This window comes from Mesorhizobium sp. M0030, assembly GCF_040323695.1.
GTDB lineage: Bacteria > Pseudomonadota > Alphaproteobacteria > Rhizobiales > Rhizobiaceae > Mesorhizobium.
Genome location: NZ_JAMYVE010000008.1, coordinates 39,987 through 65,530 on the forward strand (window position 1 = coordinate 39,987; position 25,544 = coordinate 65,530).

Consider the following 25,544-nt stretch of genomic DNA (forward strand, 5'->3'; position numbering starts at 1 on the left):
AACCAACCTCCACCAGTGAAAGATATCTCATGGCTGCATCACATCAGGTTTCCAAGGTCGTTGTTGTCGGCGGCGGCATTTTTGGCGTCTCCTCGGCCGTTCATCTTGCAAGGCTCGGCATCGAGACCGTGCTGGTCAATGATGGACCGCTCGCCAAGGGAGCTTCCGGCCGCTCGCTCGCCTGGATCAATTCGGCGCGCAGGCGCTCGGCTGAATATCATCGCCTGCGCATGATCGGTATCGACCGCTACCGCAGTTTGTCGGCGCGATGCCCGGATGCCGCCTGGCTGCGTTTCGACGGTGGCCTGACGTGGGATGCGGACGATGCCTCAAACGAGATCGCCGATGTCTTCGCTCACGAAAAACGTCTCGGCTATGATGCGCAGCATCTGTCCGCGGACGCCATAAGGTTGGTCGCGCCGGGTGTCTGCGCAAGCGCTGTCACGCCTCAAGGCGCGATCTTCAACCCGGGCGAGGGCTGGGTCGACCTGCCGTCGCTGATCGAAATATTGATCGCGGAATTCGTGGAGCGGGGCGGCCAGGTGGTCACCGAGGCCGGAAGCGCTACCGTCACCGTCGCCAACGGCCGCGCCACCGGCGTCACCACCACCAGCGGGATCAGCTTCGCCGCCAACGCGGTGCTTCTGGCGACCGGTGCGGATGTGCCGCGAATGGTTGCCGTGGCCGGTCAGCGTATTGCCGATGGGACACCGATCGCGCTGCTGGTCAGCACCAAGCCAGTCGACTTGCCTCTACGCGCCGTGCTCAACACGCCGCGCGTCGCCATCCGGCCGACGCCTGATGGCGCCCTCGCGCTCGATTCTGCCTGGTCGGAAAAAGAGGTGGTAGTCAATCCGGACGGGACTTATCGCGTAAAAGCATCGACCATCCAGGGGCTTCTCGACGAAGCGTCGAATGTTCTCGACGGTCATCCGAAATTGGAATTGGAGAGCTACGGTGTCGGGCCCAAGCCGATCCCCGGAGACGGCGAGCCGGTCTTCGGCCAGTTGCGGGAGATCGAGGGGTATTACGTCGCCTTCAGCCACAGCGGCGCAACACTTGGCTTGATTGCCGGCGAACTGCTTGCAACCGAGATCGCCACCGGAACAGAGCACCCACTCCTTGCAAGCTTTCGACCGTCTCGATTTTCACTTTAGCCTGCCAATTCGCCTCGGAATGGGATGTAATGTGGCATGCTTGGAGTTTCGCTAGCCGAGACGGCGGCCGCCTGGCCGCTTACGCGCACCTGACAAGCGAATATGTTCCGGAACATTTTCTCCACGTTGAAGTTGGACAGCGCCAGGACCGTCTTTCGTCCAAGCTCAACCAGCGCTGAGAAATTCCATGACCAACCAACACCCCAAGACTAAACAGCCCACGGACAAGGATCTGCGAGACAACCCGGGAATCGGCACCTCGAAGGGCGCGGTCAAGGGCGGCGATATGCTCGACGAGAGCGATGCTCTCGATGGGGACAATACGTTCGAAGGCGATGTCGAGAACGACGTCACGCCTCAGGGCGGCATCAACCCTGACCAGACCGGACGCACGAACAAGTAGGAGGCACCTTGCCATGGCCGGCCGGAAGACCCACGAGCAGCAGCTGCGCATCATCGAAAAGCGCGAGAACTCCAGCAATGCCGGCGACGATTTCAATGCCGAGGATGAGCTGAAGACATCCAAGCAGGAGCGCGAGGCGCGGCAAGACGGCGCCAATCTACGCGACGAGGGCGTGGAATTGACCGACAAGGACGATCGCCAGATGATCCGCGGCGAAAACCAGGAGAGCGAGCACCACAAGCGCAGGCAGGACGACTAAGCCTGCCGTCTTTTTAAGGCTATCGAGGAGCCATCCCAGACTACCGGCACGCCAGGCACCGCATGGTCGAGGCGCACATCGCCCGCCGCGGTGTGCGCGACGAACGAGTCCTTTCGCCACTGAGGCGGAATCCCGCGCGAGAAATCGTCGACGAGGGGTGCGAGGAGTTCGCCTATGGGGACGGTCCGGGCGGCGTTGCGCTCTGGCTATAGGGACCTGCGAAGACGCGACCTGAACATCGGCCAGCTCTGCCGCGAGAGCTTTTGGCGATCAGACAGCCTCGGCCACTACATGCAATCCTCGGCCTCGCAGCAGTTCGATGCCTTCGTCTGTTCGATCGCACCTCGCCTGTTCAGCCGCTGACTGCCGAACAGCGCCTCATCGGGTGGTACTGACACGTTTGCCTTCGGCACCTGACTAGGCGGCCTTGCCTTCGGGCACGGAACATCTCACCGACTTTCTGGTTAGGCAGGCCGGATGTAGGGAGCTTTGCGCATGGCCACTAATTTGGAAGACGGCAAGACCGCTCAATCTTCCGACGAGTTGCATGGCGGCAATCGCGGCGGCAACAAAGACCAGCGTAAGACTGACAAGACCGCGAACAAGAGCAGCCAGGCGGCGGGATCCGCATCGCGGTAAGGACTGAGACATGCCGACCGCCGCGGACATCCTCATCGAGACGCTGATCGACTGGAACGTCGATATCATCTTTGGCCTGCCGGGCGACGGCATCAATGGCATCATGGAGGCGCTGCGCAAGCGGCAGGACCGCATCCGCTTCATTCAGGTGCGGCACGAGGAATCCGCGGCGTTCATGGCGTGCGCCTACTCAAAATGGACAGGCAAGCTCGGTGTCTGCCTCGCAACTTCCGGCCCTGGCGGCACACACCTCCTGACTGGACTCTACGATGCCAAGCTCGACCAAGCGCCGGTGCTCGCCATTACCGGCATGCAGTTCCACGACCTCATCGAGACCTTCACCCAGCAGGATGTCGACTTGACGCGCGTCTTCAGCGATGTCGCCGTCTTCAGCGCGCAGGTCTCCGACGCGGCGCATATGGAAAGCCTGGCCGGTCTCGCCTGCAGGTCGGCGCTGGCACGTCGCGGCGTTGCGCATCTGTCGATCGCCAGCGATGTGCAGGAGCACACGCTCTACCAAGCCAAGCGCTCGAAGCGCAACAAACCGTCGCATACGCCGGATCGTTGGTTCGAAGGAAGCAGGCTTCCCGACGAAGAACAACTTGCGAAAGCCGCCGAGATCCTGAACGGGGCGACGAAGGTCGCGATCCTCGCCGGTCGGGGCGCGCTTGGTGCCAGGCACGAGTTGGAAGAGACGGCGGAGCTGCTTGGTGCCCCCGTCGCAAAGGCCTTGCTCGGTAAGGCTGCCTTGCCCGACGATCACCCGCTGACGACTGGCGGCATCGGAATTCTCGGCACGCTGCCGTCGCAGGAAATCATGGAGGAATGTGACGCGCTGCTCGTCGTCGGCTCGACCTTTCCCTACATCGAATACTACCCGAAGCCGGGACAGGCGCGCGGGGTGCAGATCGAGCGCGACCCGCAGCGCATCGGCCTGCGCTATCCCGTTGAGGCCGGCCTTGCCGGCGATGCCGCCGTGACGCTGCGATTGCTGAACAGGCGCCTGAAGCGCAAGGATGATCGCAGCTTCCTCGAGAAGGCGCAGGCGGGCATGCGACGCTGGCGCGAGATGATGGCGCAGTCGGAGCAAAAGGCCGCCACTTCGCTCAAGCCCCAGGTGGTTACACGCGCATTTGGGAAACGATTGCCCGATGATGCGATCCTGGTTGCCGATTCCGGCCAGAACACCGAGATGGCGGCCCGCCATATCGAGCTGCGTGACGGGCAGGCCTTCGGCGTCTCGGGCGCGCTGGCCTCGATGGCATGCGGACTGCCCTATGCGATCGCCGCGGGCCTGGCCTTTCCCGGCCGGCCGGTCTTCGCGGTCGTCGGCGACGGCGGTCTCGCGATGCAACTCGGCGAGTTCTCGACGGCAGTTCGGTACCGGGTCCCACTCAAGGTGCTCGTGCTCAAGAACGGCATGCTCAATCAGATCGCCTGGGAGCAGATGATGTTCCTCGGTAACCCGCAATTCGCCTGCGAACTCCAGCCCATCGACTTCGCCATGGCCGCCGAAGCCATGGGCGGCATCGGCTACAGCGTCTCTCGCGCCGAGGAGGTGGAAGGTGTTCTCGACGCTGCCCTGGCTGCTGAGGGTCCGGTGGTCATCGAGGCCGTGGTCGACCCGTACGAACCGATGATGCCACCGAAGATGCCACCGGATTATGCGAGAAATTTCCGCAAGGCGCTACCGGATACCCCCGGACGCGCGGAAATCGAGGCGAATGTGGCGCAAGAGCCGCTGAGGTCGATGATTACCGCCGGCGAGAAAGACTGACCACACGCAAGAAGGAGCACGAGTTGAACAAGACCGACAGCGGCACCGCCAATCGCGGTTCGCCGGACCTCATGGGCGGCGACCAAGCGTGCAAGGCCGAGGAATGGGGCGGTGGCTCGAAAGCCGCCAAGGGACCGATCACGGAACCGGATCGACACAACCGCAACTCCAGCCAAAAAAGGAGCTGACATGCAGGATGCCCAGCAGAAATATCCTCAGCCGCCGCTTCCCGAACAGCAGCAGGACATGCCCGGCTATACCGACGAGATGGATCCACGGCCCGACCACGGAGAGGAGAGCTATCGCGGCAGCGGTAAGCTGACGGACCGCGTCGCGCTGATCACCGGCGCGGACTCGGGCATCGGCCGGGCGGTGGCTATCGCGTTTGCACGCGAAGGCGCCGACGTCATGATCTCCTATCTTGAAGAGGACGAAGATGCGCAGGAGACGGCGCGCTTGGTCGAGGAAGCGGGGCGCAAGGCGGTGCTCGCACCCGGCGACATCTCGGACGAAATCTTCGCGCGGTCGCTTGTGCAGCGAGCTATCGATGAATGCGGGCGCCTGGACATCCTCGTCAACAATGCAGCCCACCAGGCGTCGTTCGAGAAGCTGGAGGACATCAGCGCGGAGGAATGGGATCTCACCTTTCGCACCAATGTCTATGCGATGTTCTATCTGTCCCAGGAAGCAGTGAAGCACATGGAACCCGGCTCGACCATCATCAACACATCCTCAATCAACGCGACCAGTCCCTCGCCGGCACTGCTTGCCTACGCCACTACCAAAGGAGCGATCGCCAACTTCACCGCCGGACTTGCAGGACTGGTAGCTGAACGCGGCATTCGGGTAAACGCGGTCGCTCCCGGGCCGATTTGGACGCCGCTGATCCCGTCGACAATGCCCTCTGAGAAGGTCAAGGAGTTCGGGAAGAACACACCGCTCAAGCGTCCCGGGCAACCGGCAGAGCTTGCAGCGACCTATGTGCTGCTTGCCTCGGAAGGATCGAGCTACACCACCGGCGCACTCTACGAGGTCACCGGTGGACGGCCGATGCTTTGAGCGAGCGTACCTGCTAGCTCCACGGCGCCCACTCCCCGTAGCACACCGACATGTGGCGAGGCTCATGCCGATCAGGATCGCGGACAACCGCCACGTCCGCAAACTGGTCGAGGCGCATGCCGAAGCCTCCCACCAGGCCCTGAGCCGGAGGTTGGTAGACGGGAAGCTGACTTCATTCCGGGTTCACCGGAGCGTCAGGTTTCGGGGGGGCAAACGCTGGGTGAATGTCCCTGATAGGCGCATTGCAGCCATGCCGCCGTCGCGTTGTGAGACTGATTTGGCGGCCAGCAAAACAGCAGCCTCTACGACTCGTCCCTCTCATCGCGCAAATTAGACACAACGCGGCGGTTCTGCGACCTGCAGGCGGAGTCGGGGCAGTCGCGGACGAGCCTGTCCTTGCCGTAGCCCTTGGCCCACATGCGGTTCCGGTCTATGCCGCCGGCGGCGAGGTAGTCCATCACCGCATCGGCGCGCTGCTGCGACAGCGCCGTTTCACTTGCGCCGGGATCGTCGGCGAAACCCTGCAGCTTGAGCAGCCAGCGCGGATGCTTTGTCAACCAGGCGATCTGGGTGTCGAGGGTGGCCTTGGCGACAGAATCGAGCGCGGCCGAACCTTTCGTGAAATAGGTGCGGCGGCCGACATTGAGGATAAAATCCTCCTCGCTTCCCGGCTGCACGTTCTGGAAGCCGGCAATCTCGGCGTTGGTGACGTCAGGCGTGGACGGGGCCAGCGTGTTGCTGGTCGAGCAGGATGCGGCCACAACCAGCAGGCCGGCTGCGAGCAGCCGGCACGTGTTTTCAATCATGCGGTTCATGATGCGCCAATCATTCGACAGTGGTGGAAGCGGGCGCCTGGTCGGCGATGTGCGGCAGGACCTCCACCGCGGTGCCGATCGGGCACCGCTGGTAGAGGTCGATGATGTCTTCGGGGAACATGCGGATGCAGCCGCTGGAAGCGTCGGTGCCGATGCTCCATGGCTCCAGCGTGCCATGCAGGCGGTAGCCGATGTCGGCGCCGTCGCGGTACAGATAGAGCGCGCGCGGCCCGAGCGGATTGTTGGACGCGCCGCCTGCGATCATGGGCGGTAAGTCCGGTTTGCGCTCACGCATTTCGGGGGGCGGGACCCATTGCGGCCACAGCGCGCGGCGATCGATCGTCGCGCGGCCGTACCATTTGAAGCCTTCCTTGCCGACGCCGACGCCGTAGCGGATGGCAGTCTTGTTTTCCATGATGAGGTAGAGGAAGTGGTGGCGGGTATCGACCACGACGGTGCCGACCGGCTCGCTGCTGAAATACTTGACGATCTGGCGATGCCATCTCTTGTCGATCTTGGCGAAGTTGGTCTTGCGATAGACGAAATCGTTATCGCTGGCGGTACCGGCGAAAAAGGATTTTGCCGCCGCGGCTTGAACAATATTGCCGGTTCCACCGACCGCGACCAGCGCCAGACCGCCGAGCACGACACCCCTGCGTGATAAAACCATCGGCAATCCCCCATGCCTTAAGCCTGGCGAACCATAGTTGAGAATGATTTCGGCTCAAAGTGGAAAAATGCTGCAGTGGGTGGGCCGCAAGCGGTCTGTCCGCTTGACGGCAAAATAGCGATTGCCCGCCGGCTCACGCCGGCGGGCTTTTTTGTGCGGACGGGAACATCCTCGCTCCAAGGGTGTTTTGTCACACCCGGCTCGTTCTTCATCGGTCGTGCCGGTGACCAAGATGTCCCCTCATTCATCATGGTCGGCCCGCGCAGCCTTGACCGCACGCGCGGGCCATCCCATCACAAGGCCCGCTGGCTCACGCTGGCGGGTTTTTCCGCGTCCATGCGCCGACACTCATCTTCGCATGCCTGTCACAACGAGCCAGGCGGATTCCAGTATCCGCACGCGGCGAGGAGGACTTGCGACATGCCTCGCTGCGGGATTTTCGCGATGAGTCTACCTGGCTCCCGCTGAACGCCACCGCCTGACCACCGGGACCTGTTGGACGACCTTCAAGTCGAAAAGCCCGCGGCAATCGCACCTTAGGCGAAGAGGCTTTGCTTTGTTGATGCAGTTGTCATCGCATCAATCGTGGGTAGCAACGCGGTTGTTGCGTGTTGTTGGAGAGATGGGGTTTCCCGAAAAGAATGAACATGCGCAGACAAAAGAAGCGAGCAGGATGGCCGTGAGTACATCTGCCAAATATCTATTACCTCATATGCGCTCGCTCCTCGGAAGGTGATCCCGCCACCCTCTCGACAGTGAAGATGCGGGATCTCAACCGGCGACAAGGGACTTCGATCGACGGTGGGTTTCCAATTCGGCGTCCGGCTGCGTGTTCCGCCGTTCGGGCTTCTTCCAACCGCAATCAGACGCAAGTCCTATCCCATAAGACTGATGGCCAAATTCGGAACATCCGCTGAAGCATTGCGTTCGGCAGCGTGAAACGCCAAGGCAAAGGATGACTAATCATGTCGAATTGCGAGACTGCAAAATCACATTCGTTAGGAAATCGCGTGGCTGATCTCACAGCCAAGATGCGTGAAGCGCAGATTGACGCGGGTGAAATGATGGCCTTCCACAAGGTTGCAACTATGTTGGAGGACAGCCAAGGACGTATCAATGGCGACGACTTGATCGCCGCATCCTTCGTTCTGCTGGAAGACCGAGCGCCCGAGTGACCTTGCGTTGGTCGGCTTCGATCGTTCCTCGATCAGCAATGCGAAGCCTTTTTTTTCACGGCTGGCGTCTCGCGGGACTGCGGGAATAGCTCAAGCCTAAAGGGTGCTGGCCGGGCGCCTAACAGCCAAGAGACACCTCTTCTTCGGGATCGGCCGCCACGCGCCCGCTTTGTCCGAGGGAGGGCATTCACTTTGAAGGCAGCTACGGCGTGTCCTCGCTATCAGTGCCATGCATGCTGGAGCCATGCATGAAGGACTGGATCTCGTCCGCATCGATCTTGCCGTCACCATTCTCGTCAATGCTACTGAACATCCTGCCCACCGCGCGTTGAACCTCGTCCTCGGAAACCGATCCGTCGCCATCGGTGTCCAACAGCCCGAACATCAGTCGCATGCCGGCACTGCGCATCAGCTGATGATGCCAGCGTCCAGCCATTCTGTGTCCACGATCGCGGCCACCGTGGTTCTGCCAACGGCCGCCATCTTCATCGTGGCGGTCAGCACCCTCGTTGCGATCGCCTTGATAGTTGCGACTATCTTGCTCGCGGAAACCTTCTTCGGAACCGCGATCCTGCTGCAGTCTCTCCCGGACAGCTTGCTCAACCATCTGGCGGATCATTTCGCGTGTTGGTGCATCCGCTTGTCCGGTCGCATCCGGCAACTGTCCGGCGGTCGGCGGTTCGGTTGCCGGAGCGGGTGCAGGTGTCGAGGGTGATGGTGTTCCGCTTGTCTGGGCGAGTGCGGGGGAGGTCAGGGCAATGAAAACGGCGGCCGCGGCCGTCTGCTGTGTGGAAATCTCATGGCATGCTCCATCAGTGCTTTCGCTTGAAGGCCAAACTGGAGCTCGATGTGATTGTTCCCCGAAGGGATCAGGTCACGGCGAAGTTACTGAGGCATGCCCCGTCTGAGGTAGATCAGGGTCTCCGCCAGGGAATAATTCGGCTCTTCTTCCCTAGGCACAAGAGGAAGCCGGCGCCCATTTTTGCGGGCAATGAACGTTGGACATTCGGCCTCGCCAATTTTCTGCCAATCGATCATACCGACGCACCAATTCCCTCTGCGTCCTCTCCTTTCGTGGGACGGAAGCCGTTTCGACCGCACGCCGTCAATCGCGAATCCCGCGTCCATATGCTGCGCGGCCATGAAGCATATTTTTTATGTCACGGACCTCTGTCCGTCTGGACACGATGTTAGCCAGCGCTAAATCAGAGCAATGCGACGCCTACTGCTGGGACTTACAGTTTTTCTCTTTTGGACCACGTTGCTTCAGGCCGAGGCGTGGCAGCCCTTCGGCGTCCGACAGCTTGGCTTTAGTTTCGATATTCCTCCGAATTTCGTCCTGACCCAGAATTCGGAGCAGGGCGCGGCTTTTCAGGGCCCAAGAGACGCGTTTCTGGTCGTTTGGGGCGCGCGACTGGGCAAAGCAAGTTTTCGCGCCGAGATTGAACATCGCATGATCGAGGACGAAAAGGCCGGTTGGCGACTGACCTATCGGCGCCTAGCCCCGAAATGGGCCAGCTACTCCGGGGTCAAGAATGGCGAGATTCGCTACGTCCGTGCAATTATGGTCTGCAACCAGCGTGCTGCGCTTTTCACAATGAATTATCGGAAATCCGAAAAGAAACCGTATGACCCTGTTGTTGTGCGCATGGTCCGGTCCCTGAGAGCGGAAGGATGTTAGCCAGCAAAGAGCGAGGTTGCCGTACTGTGCTTCCCTCGGCTAAGGGCCAGCGGTCAACACGGCTCCCCAATAGCCCCGCCCAGTCACATGAAAGCAGGCACCGGCAGATATGCGGCCGAACGTTCTCACGCTGGCTCAGCCGCTCAAAGCCCATCACCGAAAAGCTGCTTAGTGCGGTCGCCAGCTAGAGCTACCACTGAGCCATTCCCGCTGCGGCTGGGTAGCGCCTTAGTTCCGTACGCGTTCATACCAAGAACGGGCGGGGCGAACGTCCTGATGGAGCTACGGCTGTAGAAGCGCGCCGCCAAACTGCGCCCACAAGCGCTCGCACTCTCTCGCCCTTAGGCTCGGGGTGCCGGGCGCGCCATAGAAGACCATGGCGCCGCGAATGTCGTATCCAAGCACCGAGGCGTTGGCCACGAACTGGATGGCTCTTCCCAAGCTGGTGATGCCGATGTCGACCTCAGCTTTGTTGGTGAGGTCGACCACGCCTACTATTTCCGCATTGGCGCTCCTGCCCGCCAAAACGGCCGTCGACATCGCATCATGCACGGCAAGAAGCATTTCGGTGAGTTGCCCGGTGGAAGGGCTCTACAAACGCTTAAATGTCAGGTTTGTTCCCAACTGGCCTTGGCGGCTTCCCGACTACCAAGACTGGGTCACGCGGCCTCTCATGTGCGCGTAGTTGACATCGTCTGCTGGACCGAACGGTCAGGCCGACGAGCCCAGTTCCTCTCAGCATCAAGCAGTTCATTCTGCCCAATCAAGCCGTTCATAAACAGCCTGAGTATGTGCGCAGCTATGCGCTCTCCGTTCTGCGAAGCAAGAGGTAGGGCGCGCTCTTTGCAGACCGTGTGACAAACCTGGGCGAGCATCTCAATGTCGCTTGGCCCCAAAAACCGACCCGGATACAACATACCGTTTTCCTGTTGGAGAGTTGGAATGGCTATCCATTACGCAGGGTCACCGGCAGCCACAATCAACTATGATAGTGAGATGTCGAGTCCCGGTGGAAAAACAGTGAGGTCCCACAAGCGGTCGCGCTTGTCTCCGATTGACAGATGCCTCGACGCTACACCGACCAGCGCTACCGCACCCGCTTCATCGACGCGGCTTTGCAAAGGCCTATGACCAGTTCGCTACCAGCTGCCGGACCGCCCAGGCGAGCATGCCGCCGGCCATTACCGAAAGCGCGATGTCGTGGATGAGGCAGCCTTTTCCGTATACATCCAGTTGTTACGCTGCGCATCTGCTTCGGTTCGAAAACTCGCCGCGAGCCTGGCGTGCTCGCGTGTCCGGGCCGAAAACGCCTTCACAGCCCATATGTTGATAACGACATTGATGAGGCTGCCGCCGACCTCGTTGGCATAGGATGCTTCCCGGCAAGGGCATCGACCAATGCCCCGGGGCCGACCAGCACGAACCTGCGGGGGCTTTCCCGGAACAAAGCGTCGACGATCCGGTTCGGCAGGGAAGCGGCCAAAATTCATGCCATCGGAGATGCCGAGGCAGATGACAGATGAAAGGGAAGCTGAAGATGACGAAGTCTCGCGACCGCACCGTTCCCGGCGACGGCAAGATCGAAACCGGCCCGAACACATCTCCGCAACAGGATCCGGCAGAGGGGTCGCGCGAGACAATCGATCGCGAACTCGAGCGGACAGACGACGATAATAATTCCGACGAAGCGGAACGCTTGCGCCGAGACCTGCGGAAAGGGGTGGCGGAAGAGACCGAGCTTCCCGAACGCGACTCGGCCTGAGGATCGCCGGAACCTTGCCAAGGCAAGAGACATGGAAGGCTCGACACCGGTCGGATCGCTGCTTGCTTCGTGCCTTTAACGCACCGGCCACACAACCCATGCGCGGCGGTGACCCAGGAGACGGCGAGAACGGCCGCGCGACGGTCCACTCTGTTCCAGCAAACTCGGCTCGCCGAGAGCAACCACCTCTGGCGTTAGGGCCTGACGAGATGCCACCTGTCCAGGTCGCATAGCGCCAGGGTTCGGAAATCTCTATCAGGCTGCGCCGGCCTCCTGGCTACGCTGCGAGCGGGCACGGTCGCGGGCTGCGGCAGTGCCTCCGGGAAAGCCGCTTCGATCGCTGTAGTCGCGTGGCTTGGTCCTGCTCCGAGAGTGGCGCGCGGTCACGCTTTTCGCACCGATGATGTCGAGCAATGTGATGCCGGCGACCATGGCAAGCGCAAGGCCTACATTATCGCGCTTTGGGTTGCCATGCCGATATGCTGTCAGCAATGTCGCGATATCCAGGCCGTCGCCGGCCACCCGGCTCCAAAGCCCGGCCTGCTTGTCCACTGAAAGCGAGAGTATGCCGCTGCTTATTTCCCGCGCCCCATAAGCGCGGATCAGATCTTCCTTGCCGCGCATGCCGAGCGCGCCGGCAATCCGTTCGGCGCCAACCAGCTCGGCGACGCCAAGCGCGATGCTGAACCAGCCGAGCTTGCGGGCAAGGCCATCGGAGGCCGCGACCGCACTCTGCCCAGTCTTCAGCACTTTGGGATCGCCAGGCGATCGGGTGATGTTGGTAAGTTTGGCAATCACGTTCATGACGATTTCCCTACGGTTTCAGTACAACCTTGATGCAACTGTCCTGCTTGTCGCGAAACACCTTGTACATCTCGGGTCCCTGCTCGAGCCCCACGGTATGGGTGATGACGAAGGATGGGTCGATCTGGCCATCTTCGATGCGGCGCAACAGATCCTCGGTCCAACGGTTGACATGGGTCTGCCCCATTCGGAAGGTGAGCCCCTTGTTCATTGCCTGTCCCATCGGAATCTTGTCGACCAGCCCGCTGTAGACGCCGGGGATCGAGATCACGCCGGCCGGCCGGCAGACATAGATCATCTCACGCAGAACGTGCGGTCGATCATTTTCCATCAGCATCAACTGCTTTGCGCGATCGTAGACGGTATCGGGCTGGGCCAGCGAGACGTGGCTTTCCATGCCGACGCAATCGATGCACTTCTCCGGGCCCTTTCCGCCGGTGAGTTCCCGCAGTCGTTCGACGACACTTTCCTCGGCGAAATTGATGGCGATGGCGCCGCCGGCCGCGGCCATGGAAAGCCGTTCCGGCAGGCAATCGATCGCCACCACCTGTTTGGCGCCGAGCAGCAGGGCGCTGCGTATGGCCATCTGCCCGACTGGGCCGCAGCCCCACACCGCAACCGTATCGGTGGGCTCAATGTCGCACTGTGCCGCCGCCTGCCATCCGGTAGGAAAAATATCGCCGAGGAAGAGAACCTGCTCGTCGGTAAGGCTGTCAGGCACCTTTACGTGCGTGGCATCGGCGAACGGCACACGCATGTATTCCGCCTGTCCCCCGGGATAGCCGCCGGTCAAATGAGTGTAGCCGAACAGACCCGCGGTGGTGTGCCCGAACACCTTGTCACCGAGATTCTTCTTGCGGTTTGTGCGTTCGCAAACCGAAAAGTTCTGTCGCTTGCACTGGTCGCACTCACCGCAGATTATGGTGAACGGCACGACGATGCGGTCTCCCTCCTTCAGAGCGCCGTTGACGCCCTTGCCGACCTCAACGACCTCTCCCATCATCTCGTGGCCCATGATGTCGCCGGGCAGCATGGCTGGCACATAGTTGTGGTAGAGGTGAAGGTCGGAGCCGCATATGGCACAACTCGTCACCTTGATGATCGCGTCACGTTCATCCTCAATTTCCGGGTCCGAAACCTGATCGCAGCGTATGTCTTCCTTGCCGTGCCAGACCAACGCTCGCATAGCTTGCTCCTATTTTCGCAAGATCTGTGGGTAGGGACCTCGCGCCTGTCCTAAGCGGGCCGATGCCTGGTTGGATCGACTGTGCCGCTGCTTGTCGAACCACAGGGGCGGACCGATGTTCCGGGAGCTCGAGAGAATTTTTGGGCCGTTCCAGACCCGCACCTTGGAAGGATCTGTCGCGGGCACCAGCGGCCTTCCCCGGGGCGCGTCGGGCACGAGCCGCTGGAGCCCGACCCACGAATGGACGTACTCAAGTGTACCAAAAACGTTCCGTCCGCAGGTGTCCCTTCGCGGCGATCGACACCTCATCTGCTCGATTCTCGCGGCCATAACCGGCATTCTCTTCCTCGCCCTCACAGGTCGGCGGAGGCGCTCAAGGGTCAGCGCTGTGTGACCGGAGCAGGTAGGAGATGCCGCTCACCGGCGGGCGCGCAGCCCGACCCGGCGCGATCGACATGGGGTGGATGGGCGCCATCGCGCCGCCGACTCTAGCGGAGTATTTCGCAGAAATACAATGATTAGCGGGCAGGGCGGACTGCTAGCCGTGCGCAGCGATGAACATGGCGACGGCCGACCGGCAATAGGATTCGATTTCGTTGTCGTCCGCCGCTCTCGCCTCATCGAAGCGTGCGATAATCAAAAGATCGGATCCTTTGAAAAGCGCGGCAAACAAGCGGGCGGACCGGAGAGGATCGGGCACGTTCAGAACCGCCTTCGCGTGCAACTGACGCAACAGGACCTCGATTTGGGCGATGACATGGGCGGGGCCGGCTTCGAAATGGAGCTTGCTTAACGACCTTGGATTCGTCTGGTCGGCCATGACCATGGCTTCGACACTGCGGACGTCTGATCTCAACAGCGTCCGAAGCAGGGATGATCCCACCGCCATGAGCTGATCTTCGACCGAACCGCCGACGCCTTCAAGAAGGGCCTGTGGTGCAAACAACTGATGGCAGCCGGACGCGATGGCCGCGCTGAACAGCGCCTCCTTGTTCTCGAAGTGCCGATAGATGCTGAGTTTGGATATCTTCGCCCGCTGGGCGACCTTGTCCAATGTGGTCGCTTGAAAACCCAATTCCACAAAGAGTTCGGACGCAGCGTCGAGTATCGTTTGGCCAAGCGCCTCGTTGGCGGGCCGGCCGCGCCGGCCCTGGCTATTTTCGGTCACGACAATTCCAGTCCTTGACAGTATCCTAATCCTTGGATTACGATACCATGTAGTTTCTGAAATGCGCAAGCCGATGGGTAGGTTTCAACCAGGTCTAACCAGCCCCTCATCCACAACACGGAGCCCATCATGGATGACGTCATCATCATCGGCGGCAGCTTTGCCGGTCTCGCCGGCGCCCTGCAACTCGGCCGTGCCCGCCGTAAGGTCACCGTTCTCGATACCGGCCTGCCGCGCAACCGCTTCGCCGGCCACTCGCATGGCCTGCTCGGCCACGATCACAAGCCACCGCTGGACATCCTGGCCGAGGCGCGGCGGCAGCTGGCGCGCTATCCCACGATCAAGCTGGTCAATGCCCGGGCCGACAGCCTCTCCGGGGCCATCGACGATTTCTCCGTCCTCACTGGCGATGGCGGAAGCCTCGGCGCGCGCCGGCTGATCCTGAGCTATGGCGTCGCCGACCAGATGCCTGATGTTCCGGGCTTTGCCGAAGGTTGGGGCACGTCCATCGTGCCCTGCCCCTATTGCGACGGCTTTGAAGTCGCCGGCCAGCATTGGGGCCTCGTCTGGTCCGGCCCACAGTCGATGAATCAGGTCAGGCTGTTCCACGATTGGACCGACAGGTTGACGGTCTTCGCTGATGGTCACGACATTCCGCCCGATATCCGGGCCGGTCTGGCGCGCCGCAACATACCTGTCGTCGACGGCCGGATCAGCGAGATCGCCCATCATGGGGGGCATAACGCCACCGTCAAGCTCGATACCGGCCCCAAGGTCGCGGTCGACATCCTGTTCGCGCATCCGCGCAACAAGCCGTCCGCAAGCCTGCATGAATCACTGGGCCTCGCCACGGTCGATACGCCCCTCGGCGTAATCCTCAAGGTCGACGAGCGCCGCGAAACCAGCATGCCCGGCATCTACGCCGCGGGCGACCTCGCCAACCCCCTCACGCCGCCATCGGTCACCCTGGCAATATCGCACGGCGCGATGGCGGGCATCTTCGCCCAGCAGTCGATGCTGGTGTGAGAGCGCAGATTCCCTTCTCCGGGGTGCCGCGGGCTATCATATTCTGAGGTTGCGGGCCGGTGTTGCGGAACGTCGGCCCGCTCTCCCCTGAAGGGCGTCTTTGGCCGGCCAGCCTTGAGAACTCAACTGGGCTGCCTGCATGACGGCGATCGCCGACGTCGGTTATCAAGCTCAATCACGCTGGAAAGCATGAACCACGTCGACGTCGACATCGCCGGCGGGCTTACGGTATGGCGACCGGTGGCGGAAGATTTGCCACCGCTGTCGGCACCTCGATGCTGCGACGCTACTTTGAAGAACGGTCGCGCCCAGCAGCGCTTCTGGCGGAAGTCTCAGGCGGCCACGACGCGGGCCAGCAGTGACGCGGCCTCGGTACCAGCCAAGCCAAGGTCACGGACGCTGCTCATGTGATTGGCCCCACCAAGGGTGGTGCGCGAAACAGTCAGTCCCTGTGTGTCAAGGTGGTCCGTGAAGAGTGCGGCCTGGCTGTGGAACGGCGGCGTTTCATCGGCGCCGACCGAGATATCTACGCCCACGGATGGATCGAAACTGTGGTCGATCGGCGAGAATCGGCGGGCCTCCTCGTCGGTGATCGCGATCTCCGCGGCAAGGAACGACATCTGCAATGGCTTCAGGTCGTAAAGGCCGCCAAGCAGCAGCGCAGCTTTGATGCCGGAAGGCCGCTCGTCACCGTCGAAAAGCATTGTTGCCAGATGCGCACCGGCGGAATGACCGCTAACGGTCAGCAGGCCGGGATTGCCGCCATGGTGTGCGACATTGTCAAATACCCATCGCTTGGCGCGGCGCACCTGGTCGACGATCCTGGCCATCCTGACGGTCGGCATCAGCGCGTAGTCGACAATGACCGCGATCGCGCCTGCGTTCGTAACGGTCTCGGCGACGTAGGAATAGTCGCGCTTGGAGAACATGCGCCAATAGCCCCCGTGGATGAACATGTGCACCGGCAGGCGGTCCCGTTTGCCCTCGGGAAAGAACAGATCGATGGTTTCGGTGGCGTCAGCCCCGTAGGCGACATCGGCGACCATGGGAACGTTCGCCCTGGTCTCCTCGCTTCTGCGAACGATCTCGGCGACCATGTCGTCGAACTCGACCACATGATCGCGAATGCGAAACGGATCTTTGGCGGGATGTCCGCTCACAGGGTCACGGCGATGTACTTGGCCTCCATGAACTCGGCAACGCCATGCTTCTGGCCGCCTTCTCGCCCCAACCCGCTTTGCTTGACTCCGCCGAAGGGCGCCGCCGGATCCGACATCAGGCCGCGGTTGAGCGCGATCATGCCCGACTCGATCTTTGATGCCACGCGCATTCCTCTGGCCAGGTCGCGCGTGTAGATGTAGGCCGCGAGACCGTATTCTGTGTCGTTGGCCTTGGCGATGACCTCCGCCTCGCTGTCGAAGCGACTGATCGGCGCCACGGGACCGAAGATCTCCTCGTGAGCCATGGCAACGTCGGCCGGCACGTCCTTGAGCACCGTTGGCGGATAGAAAAAGCCTCTGCCTTCAGATACGCCGCCACCACACAGGATTTTGGCGCCGCGGGCAACGGCGTCCTGCACAAGCCGGTCGATCTTGTGCACAGCCTTCCTGGTGATCATCGGCCCGCATTCTGTGTCTGAGTCTGTGCCCGGGCCCACGTTGAGTGCCGCCATGCGTTTGCTCAAGCCTTCCGCGAAAGCATCATGGATGCCGGCCTGGACGTAAAGCCGGTTGGCGGCCGTGCAGGCTTCGCCGGCGTTGCGCATCTTGGCAACCATCGCACCGTCGAGGGCTGCTTCCAGGTCGGCGTCGTCGAAGACGATGAAGGGTGCGTTGCCGCCAAGCTCCATGGAACAGGAAATGACGTGCTTTGCGGCTTCGGCCAGCAGCACGCGGCCGACGCCGGTCGAGCCGGTGAAGGACAGCTTTCGCACGCGCGGATCGGCCAGCATGGCCGCCGTCACCGGCCCGGGGGTCGAGGTCGTCAGCACGTTGACGACGCCGGGCGGCACGCCGGCCTCCTCGTAGAGCGCCGCAAGCGCATAGGCCGTCAGCGGCGTCTCGCTGGCGGGCTTCAGGATCACCGTGCAGCCGGCCGCGAGCGCCGGAGCGATTTTGCGTGTCGCCATGGCAGCCGGGAAATTCCATGGGGTGATGAGCACGCAAATGCCGATGGGCTGGTAGTCGACAATGATCCGGTTCGCGCCCGAGGGCGCAAGGCCGAACTCGCCGTTGATGCGGACCGCTTCCTCGGCGTTCCAGCGAAAGAATTCCGCCGCATAGGCGACTTCGCCGCGCGCATCGCGCAGCGCCTTGCCGTTCTCCAGCGAGATCAGCGCGGCCAACGTCTCCGCCCGTTCGGTCATCAGTTCGAAGCAGCGCCGCAGGATTTCCGATCGCCTGCGTGGCGGGGTCTCGCGCCAGCCGGCCGCCGCCTTTGCGGCCGCGTCGACGGCGGAGGCGGCGTCTGCGAGCGTGGCGTCGGGAACCGCAGCGATCACGGCTTCGGTCGAGGGATCGACCACTTCGATCACGCGGCCCTCCGATGAGGGCCGCCAGCGTCCGCCAATGTAGAGACCGTGCGAGACCGTGGCGTAGTCGAACATATCTTGATCCTCGTCGGATATGCCTGCGGCAATGTTCATTGGATGAACTCCTGGTCGATCACATCATGGTGGCGGACATGTCGCCGTCATAGGCAGCCCTGACCAGCTGTCGCATCGCGGCGCGGTCGAACGGACGCGGATTGTTCTTGATCAACCGGTCGATGCCGAGCGCCTGCTCGGCCGTCCAGTCGATCTTGTCTTCGGGAAGACCCAGTTCGGCCAATGTCGGTGTGATGCCGATGGCGCCAAACAGCCGGCTCACCTCACGGATGGTGGCGTGCGCCAAGGCATCGGCGTCGCCGCCGCCCTGACGGGAAAGGCCAAGAGCAGTGCCGACTTCCGCAATCTCCGCGGCTGCTGCGGCCAGATTGTAGGTCATCACGTAGGGCAGCATCGTGGCCACTCCCAGGCCATGCGGGGTGTGGGTAAGCGCGCCAACGGGATACTGCACCGCATGGGCGGCGGCCGTTCCCGCCGTACCGAAGGCGCAACCGGCGGCCAGCGCTCCCATCATGACGTCGGCGCGCGCATCCTCGTCCGATCCGTCGCGATATGCCTTTTCCAGACTGCGGCCGAGCAGCCTGATGGCCAGAAGCGCGAAATGATCGGTCAGAGCGCTCTTGCCGATGAACACGTGCTGTTGCGGCAAATGAGGGTCGGCGCCGCGTTTGGCCGCTGTGAAGGCCTCGATTGCGTGCGTCAGCGCGTCGGCGCCGGCGATCGCCGTCAAGGACGGTGGACAGGTCACCGTCAGATCCGGATCGCAAAGCGCCACTGCCGCGATGAGATGCGGACTGGCGATACCCACTTTCAGCGTCCGATCCGGGTCGGAGATCACGGCGACGGGGGTCACCTCGGAGCCTGTTCCAGCCGTCGTCGGCACTGCGACCACCGGAAGGGTAGGGCCGGGTACCTTGAACTCGCCATAGTAGTCCTCGAGCTTGCCGCCGTGGCTGAGCAGAAGTGCAGCGCATTTGGCCATGTCGAGGCAACTGCCGCCCCCGATGCCGATCACCATGTCCGGCTTGAAATCCTTCGCCTGCGCAATGCAGGTGGCGACGCTGTCGCGCGGCACATCCGGCAGCGTTCGGTCGAAGACCAGCGCCTCGATCACCGCGTTGTGCAAGCCAGCCAGAATCTCGGCGAACTGCGACGTCGCCGCGAAGCGCTCATCGGTACAGACGAACGCACGCCGTCCATATTTGGCGGCAATGGCAGGCAGGACATGGCGCTGGCCTTTGCCAAATAGAATCTCGCTCGGCAGGCGCGCCGCTGCAAACAAGCTCATGCACAAGATCCTGCGAAGACGGATTGGAAGCCGACAGGCTTGGCTTCGTGCCAGAGGCCGACCTCGGCGCTGCAGGTCATGATCATGCGATACCCCTCTAATAAAATCGTATAGGATATAGGATTGAGTTTCGCGGAGCATCATGTTAGTGGGTGGTTCTGTCAAGAGGCAAACGATGCAGAACACGGACCTGACGGTTGACAATGAAGCCCGTGCGACCGGTCGTATTCAGCGCGCCAACAGTCTGGCTGGCGACGTTTACGAAGCAATCTTCGCGCAGCTCATGTCTTTGAGGATTGCTCCGGGATCGCGCATCACCGTCGACAATCTCGTCAAGGAATTCAACGTCTCGCATACCCCCATTCGTGAAGCGCTTGGCAGGCTGGAGGGGGAAGGGCTGGTTCTGAAAACCCACCTGATCGGCTATCGCGCCGCCCCACAAATCACCCGCCGGCGCTTCGACGAGCTTTACGAGCTGCGTCTATTGCTTGAACCTGCCGCCGCGGCCAAAGCCACCGCAACAATGGACGGCGAGCGCCTTGCCGCGCTGCAGGAGGCGGCCGGCGTCATGGCTCGGCGGGTCGGCAAGGACGAACGCCTGCGCTATTCGAACTTCGCCCGTCAGGACGCGATCTTCCACGACAAGATCGTCGAGTTCGCCCAGAACGAACTCATTCGCGAGACGCTGAATCACCAGCATACCCACTTCCATATCTTCCGCCTGATGTATCACTCCAGGGTGACCGAAGAGGCGCTCGACGAGCACGAGGCTATTCTCGCTGCCTTTGCCGGGGGCGATCCGGACGCCGCCGAAAAAGCCATGCGTGCGCACATCGAAAATTCGCGGGACAGGCTCCTGCCTGCGTTCGAGTAGCCTGGCGATGTCTTGTCCGAGGCCCCTCAAGCGCGGCGCGCCGCTGTTCGCCCAGCCTGCCGCCTACGAATTGTACTCCCCGTTCTGAGCCGATTTCGATACCGGAAGGAGGCGCGCAGTGCACCTCGCCCCTGAAACAAACCGAGAGGAAAGACATGCCAGCCAAAAAAATCCTGATGCTGACCGGTGATTTCACCGAGGAGTATGAAATCTTCGTCTATCAGCAGGCGATGGAAGCGGTGGGACACACCGTTCATGTCGTGTGCCCCGACAAAAGCGCCGGAGACATGATCAAGACGTCGCTGCACGATTTCGAGGGCGATCAGACCTACACCGAAAAGCCCGGCCACAATGCGCTGATCAACAAGACCTTTGCCGACGCCGAGAAGCAGCTGAGCCAGTACGACGCTGTCTATTGCGCCGGCGGTCGTGGCCCCGAATACATCCGCACCGACAAGCGGATACAGGCAATGGTGCGCCATTTCCACGAGGCGAAAAAGCCGATCTTCACGATCTGCCATGGCGTCCAGATTCTGATCGCGGTCGACGGCGTCGTGCGCGGCAAGAAGGTGGCGGCGCTCGCCGCCTGCGAGCCGGAGGTGACGCTTGCCGGCGGCACTTATATCGATTTGTCTCCCACCGACGCCTATGTCGATGGGACCATGGTTTCAGCCAAAGGCTGGACCGCGCTTGCGGCGTTCATCCGTGAATGCCTGAAGGTGCTGGGAACGGAAATCCACCATTCTTGAACCGTTTGTCCCGGCGCATCCCTGAGGGGATGCGCCGGCTCCCTCAACGGCGCGGCGACTTCCGTCATTTCATCAAGTTCAGATCAGGAACCTGCGGCAGGTGTGCTCCAGAACCTTGTGCCATCATCACCTCGGACGCCTTCAAGGCGCTGCCGCATCGCGTGCGTGCACCAGCGCGCCATCCTCGTTGAGCTTTCCCAGCTTGACGGGTGCGAACCCGAGTTGATGGACTCAATGGGAGGTCGACATGAAGTCGGCGCCCGGGAGCTGTCAGGGCTTCACGAACCGAAACGCGAAGCGATCGGTCTCGCCCTTGATCGCGGGATCGAACACCTTGATCGAGTGCGGGTCATCCTTGTTCGCGAGCACGGTGCTTTCCGCGTCCAGTACGAAGCCGGCCGCCTCCACCTCCTCGCGGACGAATGCAGGGTCGATCCGATGCAGCGACCGGGTGTCGCTCGTGCCCGACCCAGTGGCGGCGGCGTGGTCGACGATAACGTAGGACCCACCGGGTTTCAGCCGCTTGTAGACAGCTCGATTGAAGTCGGCCGCCGTCGCACCCTTCTTCTGGACCAGGGCGGTGTGAAGATCGTGGTAAAACAGGTGCAGCCATAGGACATCGGCTGGCGGCGTGACCTTCGGCATCGCGACGAGATCCGCCGAGGCGGCTTCGACGTTCTCTCGGCTCGGCTCCTTCGCGAGCGTCCGCATGAGGCCGACCGGATCGTTCTTGAAGTGGGCGACTTCGGCCGGCACGAAGCTGTAGACCCGCCCCTCTGATCCGACGATGTCGGAGAAGAGGCGCGTCCAGTCTCCGTCGCCAGGGTAAACGTCGATCACGGTGGAGCCCGCCTCGATTCGTGCGAACCGGATTAAATCGGACACCTTGGATTGGTCGTACATCGAAATTTCCTAGTGGATATTCTTCTGGGTGCTCATACTGATTTCTCCATTTGCTCGGATCGGATCGGGCTTGATCCGATCCGAGTTCCGATCGCGTGCGTCGTCTCTTTGCCGGGGACGTCGCGCTCGTCAGTCGAATTTGACCAAGTCCTTGAAGATCAGATGACCCCAGCTGTTTCCGCGCGCCTGGACCAGCAGGCCACCTTCCGACACCCCGCCAAGCTTAATCGGCGCGAAACCGAGATTTTCCGCAAGCTCCCCAGTCTGTGTTGCGGCAGCATCATCGTCGCTTGCCAAGAACACGACCCTCCGGCCACCATGTACGGCCGGATCCTGATCAAGCACCGGGGCGACCAGATGGTTGAAGCCCTTGACCAGTTTTGCGCCAGAGAAGGCCTGCGCGATTAACTTGGAAGAAGGTTGTCCTCCCAGTTCCTCAGGGGGCACGCCATAGGCATTGGTCACATCGATGATCGTCTTCCCCTGCCAGGTGGGGAGCGCCTTCGCAACATTCGGGTGCGCCTCGAAGCGGACAGCCAAAAAGATGATGTCCGCCTTGATGGCTTCCGCCAGTTTTTTGGGGATGATGGTGGGTCCGATCGCGGCCGCATCGGCGGCAAAGCTTTCCGGGTCGCGTGTGGTTGCAACGGAAACTTCGATGCCGTTTCGGGCAAACGCCTTGGCAAGGGCCCGTCCGATATTGCCGAATCCTACGATTGCATAGTTCATAGTATTTCTCCGATCTGGTGCTAATGCCGGGGTCAGACTTGCGCCATGCCCCCATCGACGGCGAGATCCACGCCGGTGACGAAAGAACTTTCATCGGAGGCGAGGAACGTGACGGCAGCAGCGATTTCCTCTGGTTTGCCCCTGCAACCCATTGGGATCTGTGACGCAAACTGGGCGGCCGCTTGCTCGGCTTGCTCAGGAGTAAGGCCAGTCGTTGTCTCCAAGGCCGGCGTCTCGATTGGTCCCGGACTCATTGCATTGACGCGGATTTTGCGGTCTTTGAATTCCAGTGTCCAAGCGCGCGCGAAGTTGCGTGCAGCCGCCTTGCTCGCGGCGTAGGTACTAAACCCTGGAAGCCCCAACACGTTCGACACTGAAGAATTCAGGATGATCGAACCGCCGTCTTTGAACAGGGGAAGGGCCTTCTGCACGGTAAAGAACAGACCCTTCACGTTCACATCGAAGGTCTGATCAAAATGTGCCTCGGTAGCGACGGCGAGCGGTGCGATCGTCCCCGCGCCGGCGTTGGCGAAGAGAATGTCGATATGACCATGTTTCTCCTTCACGACGGCATAGAGGCGATCCAGATCTTCCAGGAGCGACACGTCACCCACGACCGTCGTAACGCTTTTCATGATGAAGGCTGCGGCCTCGTTCAGCTCTTTCTCTCTTCGCCCGGTAATCACGACGCGCGCTCCTTCTTCTACGAAGCGCTTGGCTGTGGCCAATCCGATCCCGCTGCTTCCGCCCGTGATGACTGCGATCTTGCCTTCGAGTTTTTTCATAATTCTTTGTCTTTCGTTGCGCACGGGCCAGGTACGGACCGCGCTGGGGGTCAGAGTTGAGCCAGGCCGCCGTCGACGGCGACCTCGCTGGCGGTCATGAAGCTGCTGTCCGGCGACGCGAGAAAGGCGGCCACGGCCCCGATCTCCGCCGGATCGGCCATGCGCTGGAGCGGGGTCATCGCGCCGTAGGCCTTCTGGCCTTCCTCGCCTAACGCCTCCTTCGCGAGTTCGGTCGCCGTCGCTCCGGGCGACAGCACGTTTACGCGGATGCCGGTGCCCTTCAGGTCTTCCGCCCAGGTCCGCGCCAGGTTGCGCACTGCCGCCTTGCTCGCGCTATAGGCAGTGAACCCCGGAGCGCCCGTGGTGCCGGCGCTCGACCCGGTCAGGATGATCGAACCGCCCTGGCTCATCAGCGGCAGCGCCTTCTGGACCGTGAAGATCGTACCCTTCACATTGGTGTCGAAGGTTTCGTCAATGTGCCTGGCGGTGATCTGGCCGAGCGGAAGCGGGCTTCCCGCCCCGGCATTGGCGAAGACGATGTCGAGGCTTCCGCGCTCGGCCTTCACCGCAGCGTAGAGTCGGTCGAGGTCGGCCTCATCCGAGACCGAGCCCATAACCGCGCGGGCATTAGGCCCAAGGTCAGCCACGGCGGCGTCGAGCGCTTCCTGCCGGCGGCCGAAGATGAAGACGAAGGCGCCCTCCTCGATAAAGCGCTTGGCTGCGGCGCGGCCGATGCCCGTAGCGCCGCCGGTTATCACAGCGGTCTTTCCATTCAGTCTGTTCATGTCATGCATCCTTCGTTTCGCCGTCTCGTGTCTTTGGCTGTACGGGAAAGTCCCGCGAGAGCCTCAAGATGGGTTCGCCGAAGTCGGGCGGTGAGTGCGCAATCGCGCACATCGCTGGTGCGAAAACGATCCAGTAGATGATTGAACGCCACGATGACCGCACGAACTTACGGCTGATCGTGTTAGTATGGGCTTTTGCAAGCCGCACTGCGCTGCGCAGGAATGCACCATGATCGACTGGGATGACGTTCGCTACTTTCTTGCCGCCGCGCGCGGAGGCTCGGTGCGTGCCGCCGCCGCGCGCCTCGGTGTGAACCACTCGACCGTGCTGCGACGCATCGCTCAGCTCGAGGAACGCCTCGGGGCGCAGATGTTCGAAAAGCTGCCTTCCGGCTACCGCCTGACGGCTGCGGGCGAAGAGGTCCTCGATCTCGCGACCCAGATGGAAGCGTCGTCGCACCTGCTGGAGACGCGCGTCTTCGGTCGTGACCAGAGCGCGCGCGGACTTTTGCGGGTGACGCTTCCACCGTTCCTCGCCACACACCTGCTCATGCCGGATCTCGCCGACTTCGCGCGTTTGCATCGCGACATCGAGATGGAAATCTTGTCGTCCGGTGAGCTGGCAAATCTGACCAACCGAGAGGCCGACGTCGCGATCCGCATTGTCGCCGACCGCAAGACCCTGCCGCTCAATCTTCACGGCCTGAAGGGACCGGAGCTGTTCAGCGGCGTCTACATGTCTCGCGATCGACTAGCCGCGTGGCGTGCGGGCACGCCTGATCCTATCCGATGGATAGGCATAGACAATCATGGAATTCCGGACTGGGCGCGCGAGGGAGAAGTTCACGTCACGGGAGTACCGTTCAGGACACCTGACGCCGAGACGCAGATCATCGCGGCGCACCAGGGGATTGGGATAACGAAACTGCCGTGCTTCGTCGGAGATACCGACCCCCTGCTGGTGAGGGTGCCGGGGATCGACGTGCCCATGCATGGGACACTCTGGCTTCTCACGCAAGGCGAGACACGCAAGACGAAGCGGGTGCGGCTCTTCACAGAGTTCGTATCCCGCAGGCTCGCCGCGTACGCTCCGCTTCTCTCGGGGCTGTCCATATCGCGCGACTGACGCCCGGCAGATCCGCCGGCAACGCTTCCCGCAATCCGGGTGGAAGCCGAGCTGCGATCGCTTGAAGCGGCGTGTTCAATCCGCGAATCCAGTGGGAGTAGGGAAACGGCGGCAGTAGC

29 protein-coding genes are annotated in these 25,544 nt (G+C 61.8%); 15 read left to right on the forward strand and 14 right to left on the reverse strand.

Annotated elements, in window-relative coordinates:
- Positions 1-29 precede the first annotated feature (29 nt).
- The 8 genes from NKJ80_RS17230 to NKJ80_RS17265 all read left to right on the forward strand — a co-directional run bounded on the left by NKJ80_RS17230 (position 30) and on the right by NKJ80_RS17265 (position 5,294).
- On the forward strand, positions 30-1,157 hold the full coding sequence (locus NKJ80_RS17230) for an NAD(P)/FAD-dependent oxidoreductase (RefSeq protein ID WP_023707236.1): 1,128 nt from the start codon (positions 30-32) through the stop codon (positions 1,155-1,157).
- A gap of 187 nt (positions 1,158-1,344) precedes the next feature.
- Positions 1,345-1,560 carry a hypothetical protein gene (locus tag NKJ80_RS17235; RefSeq protein ID WP_023686879.1) on the forward strand — a complete coding sequence of 72 codons (216 nt, stop codon included), beginning with the start codon at positions 1,345-1,347 and terminating at the stop codon, positions 1,558-1,560.
- 13 nt (positions 1,561-1,573) lie between these two features.
- Complete coding sequence (locus NKJ80_RS17240; protein ID WP_023707235.1) at positions 1,574-1,819, forward strand: hypothetical protein; 246 nt, start codon at positions 1,574-1,576, stop codon at positions 1,817-1,819.
- Positions 1,820-1,993: 174 nt separating this feature from the next.
- Complete coding sequence (locus NKJ80_RS17245; RefSeq protein ID WP_023707234.1) at positions 1,994-2,182, forward strand: hypothetical protein; 189 nt, start codon at positions 1,994-1,996, stop codon at positions 2,180-2,182.
- Positions 2,183-2,314: 132 nt separating this feature from the next.
- Positions 2,315-2,458: a hypothetical protein gene (locus tag NKJ80_RS17250; protein ID WP_023686882.1), complete on the forward strand. Its 144-nt coding sequence runs from the start codon at positions 2,315-2,317 to the stop codon at positions 2,456-2,458.
- A 10-nt stretch (positions 2,459-2,468) separates the two neighbouring features.
- Positions 2,469-4,235, forward strand: a complete 1,767-nt coding sequence (locus tag NKJ80_RS17255; protein WP_352498006.1) for a thiamine pyrophosphate-dependent enzyme — start codon at positions 2,469-2,471, stop codon at positions 4,233-4,235.
- Positions 4,236-4,258: 23 nt separating this feature from the next.
- Positions 4,259-4,423 (forward strand): hypothetical protein, encoded by a 165-nt coding sequence (locus NKJ80_RS17260; protein ID WP_023815135.1) that lies wholly within the window; start codon positions 4,259-4,261, stop codon positions 4,421-4,423.
- A 1-nt stretch (position 4,424) separates the two neighbouring features.
- Positions 4,425-5,294, forward strand: coding sequence for an SDR family oxidoreductase (locus NKJ80_RS17265; protein WP_023815136.1), 870 nt, complete (start codon positions 4,425-4,427; stop codon positions 5,292-5,294).
- Between the two features lie 302 nt (positions 5,295-5,596).
- On the opposite strand, the gene NKJ80_RS17270 is transcribed toward NKJ80_RS17265, so the two are convergent.
- Both NKJ80_RS17270 and NKJ80_RS17275 read right to left on the reverse strand, forming a co-directional pair.
- On the reverse strand, positions 5,597-6,109 hold the full coding sequence (locus NKJ80_RS17270; RefSeq protein WP_023686887.1) for an OmpA family protein: 513 nt from the start codon (positions 6,107-6,109) through the stop codon (positions 5,597-5,599).
- 10 nt (positions 6,110-6,119) lie between these two features.
- Complete coding sequence (locus NKJ80_RS17275; protein ID WP_023686888.1) at positions 6,120-6,779, reverse strand: L,D-transpeptidase; 660 nt, start codon at positions 6,777-6,779, stop codon at positions 6,120-6,122.
- A 1,010-nt stretch (positions 6,780-7,789) separates the two neighbouring features.
- On the opposite strand from NKJ80_RS17275, the gene NKJ80_RS17280 reads away from it, so the two are divergent.
- Positions 7,790-7,954, forward strand: a complete 165-nt coding sequence (locus NKJ80_RS17280) for a hypothetical protein (protein WP_023667766.1) — start codon at positions 7,790-7,792, stop codon at positions 7,952-7,954.
- Between the two features lie 202 nt (positions 7,955-8,156).
- On the opposite strand, the gene NKJ80_RS17285 is transcribed toward NKJ80_RS17280, so the two are convergent.
- Positions 8,157-8,573, reverse strand: coding sequence for an EF-hand domain-containing protein (locus tag NKJ80_RS17285; RefSeq protein WP_352498007.1), 417 nt, complete (start codon positions 8,571-8,573; stop codon positions 8,157-8,159).
- Positions 8,574-9,215: 642 nt separating this feature from the next.
- Between NKJ80_RS17285 and NKJ80_RS17290 the strand changes: the two genes are divergently transcribed.
- Complete coding sequence (locus NKJ80_RS17290) at positions 9,216-9,635, forward strand: hypothetical protein (RefSeq protein ID WP_245270154.1); 420 nt, start codon at positions 9,216-9,218, stop codon at positions 9,633-9,635.
- Between the two features lie 282 nt (positions 9,636-9,917).
- Here NKJ80_RS17290 and NKJ80_RS17295 read toward each other — a convergent pair whose 3' ends face one another.
- Positions 9,918-10,175, reverse strand: a complete 258-nt coding sequence (locus tag NKJ80_RS17295) for a hypothetical protein (RefSeq protein WP_245260390.1) — start codon at positions 10,173-10,175, stop codon at positions 9,918-9,920.
- A 997-nt stretch (positions 10,176-11,172) separates the two neighbouring features.
- Here NKJ80_RS17295 and NKJ80_RS17300 point away from each other — a divergent pair.
- A complete protein-coding gene (locus NKJ80_RS17300; protein ID WP_352498008.1) occupies positions 11,173-11,397 on the forward strand; it encodes a hypothetical protein in 225 nt (74 codons plus the stop codon).
- A gap of 255 nt (positions 11,398-11,652) precedes the next feature.
- On the opposite strand, the gene NKJ80_RS17305 is transcribed toward NKJ80_RS17300, so the two are convergent.
- From NKJ80_RS17305 to NKJ80_RS17315, 3 genes are all read right to left on the reverse strand, one after another.
- Positions 11,653-12,201, reverse strand: coding sequence for a hypothetical protein (locus tag NKJ80_RS17305; protein WP_031199265.1), 549 nt, complete (start codon positions 12,199-12,201; stop codon positions 11,653-11,655).
- Between the two features lie 10 nt (positions 12,202-12,211).
- Complete coding sequence (locus NKJ80_RS17310) at positions 12,212-13,387, reverse strand: zinc-dependent alcohol dehydrogenase (protein ID WP_023682758.1); 1,176 nt, start codon at positions 13,385-13,387, stop codon at positions 12,212-12,214.
- Positions 13,388-13,925: 538 nt separating this feature from the next.
- Positions 13,926-14,555 carry a TetR/AcrR family transcriptional regulator gene (locus tag NKJ80_RS17315; RefSeq protein ID WP_352498009.1) on the reverse strand — a complete coding sequence of 210 codons (630 nt, stop codon included), beginning with the start codon at positions 14,553-14,555 and terminating at the stop codon, positions 13,926-13,928.
- A 129-nt stretch (positions 14,556-14,684) separates the two neighbouring features.
- Between NKJ80_RS17315 and NKJ80_RS17320 the strand changes: the two genes are divergently transcribed.
- Positions 14,685-15,581 (forward strand): NAD(P)/FAD-dependent oxidoreductase, encoded by an 897-nt coding sequence (locus tag NKJ80_RS17320; RefSeq protein WP_023667777.1) that lies wholly within the window; start codon positions 14,685-14,687, stop codon positions 15,579-15,581.
- 332 nt (positions 15,582-15,913) lie between these two features.
- Here the strand turns inward: NKJ80_RS17320 and NKJ80_RS17325 are convergent, their stop codons facing one another.
- From NKJ80_RS17325 to NKJ80_RS17335, 3 genes are read right to left on the reverse strand one after another with little or no spacing between them, the layout of a single operon-like run.
- Entirely contained in the window at positions 15,914-16,696 is a 783-nt protein-coding gene (locus NKJ80_RS17325; protein WP_352498010.1) for an alpha/beta hydrolase, read from the reverse strand.
- A gap of 41 nt (positions 16,697-16,737) precedes the next feature.
- Complete coding sequence (locus NKJ80_RS17330; protein ID WP_352498089.1) at positions 16,738-18,186, reverse strand: NAD-dependent succinate-semialdehyde dehydrogenase; 1,449 nt, start codon at positions 18,184-18,186, stop codon at positions 16,738-16,740.
- Positions 18,187-18,244: 58 nt separating this feature from the next.
- Entirely contained in the window at positions 18,245-19,474 is a 1,230-nt protein-coding gene (locus tag NKJ80_RS17335) for an iron-containing alcohol dehydrogenase (protein ID WP_352498011.1), read from the reverse strand.
- A gap of 175 nt (positions 19,475-19,649) precedes the next feature.
- Between NKJ80_RS17335 and NKJ80_RS17340 the strand changes: the two genes are divergently transcribed.
- Both NKJ80_RS17340 and NKJ80_RS17345 read left to right on the forward strand, forming a co-directional pair.
- Positions 19,650-20,348, forward strand: coding sequence for a GntR family transcriptional regulator (locus NKJ80_RS17340; protein WP_023682751.1), 699 nt, complete (start codon positions 19,650-19,652; stop codon positions 20,346-20,348).
- A gap of 155 nt (positions 20,349-20,503) precedes the next feature.
- A complete protein-coding gene (locus NKJ80_RS17345) occupies positions 20,504-21,097 on the forward strand; it encodes a DJ-1/PfpI family protein (RefSeq protein WP_023667783.1) in 594 nt (197 codons plus the stop codon).
- Positions 21,098-21,367: 270 nt separating this feature from the next.
- On the opposite strand, the gene NKJ80_RS17350 is transcribed toward NKJ80_RS17345, so the two are convergent.
- The 4 genes from NKJ80_RS17350 to NKJ80_RS17365 all read right to left on the reverse strand — a co-directional run bounded on the left by NKJ80_RS17350 (position 21,368) and on the right by NKJ80_RS17365 (position 24,299).
- On the reverse strand, positions 21,368-22,000 hold the full coding sequence (locus NKJ80_RS17350; protein WP_023751775.1) for a class I SAM-dependent methyltransferase: 633 nt from the start codon (positions 21,998-22,000) through the stop codon (positions 21,368-21,370).
- A gap of 129 nt (positions 22,001-22,129) precedes the next feature.
- Positions 22,130-22,729, reverse strand: a complete 600-nt coding sequence (locus NKJ80_RS17355) for an NADPH-dependent F420 reductase (RefSeq protein WP_023732290.1) — start codon at positions 22,727-22,729, stop codon at positions 22,130-22,132.
- Between the two features lie 32 nt (positions 22,730-22,761).
- Positions 22,762-23,514: an SDR family NAD(P)-dependent oxidoreductase gene (locus NKJ80_RS17360; RefSeq protein WP_352498012.1), complete on the reverse strand. Its 753-nt coding sequence runs from the start codon at positions 23,512-23,514 to the stop codon at positions 22,762-22,764.
- Positions 23,515-23,564: 50 nt separating this feature from the next.
- Positions 23,565-24,299, reverse strand: a complete 735-nt coding sequence (locus tag NKJ80_RS17365) for an SDR family NAD(P)-dependent oxidoreductase (RefSeq protein WP_023699875.1) — start codon at positions 24,297-24,299, stop codon at positions 23,565-23,567.
- A gap of 229 nt (positions 24,300-24,528) precedes the next feature.
- On the opposite strand from NKJ80_RS17365, the gene NKJ80_RS17370 reads away from it, so the two are divergent.
- The gene (locus NKJ80_RS17370) at positions 24,529-25,425 is read left to right on the forward strand and encodes a LysR family transcriptional regulator (protein WP_023834934.1); all 897 of its coding nucleotides are present in this window, start codon (positions 24,529-24,531) and stop codon (positions 25,423-25,425) included.
- Positions 25,426-25,544: the final 119 nt, after the last annotated feature.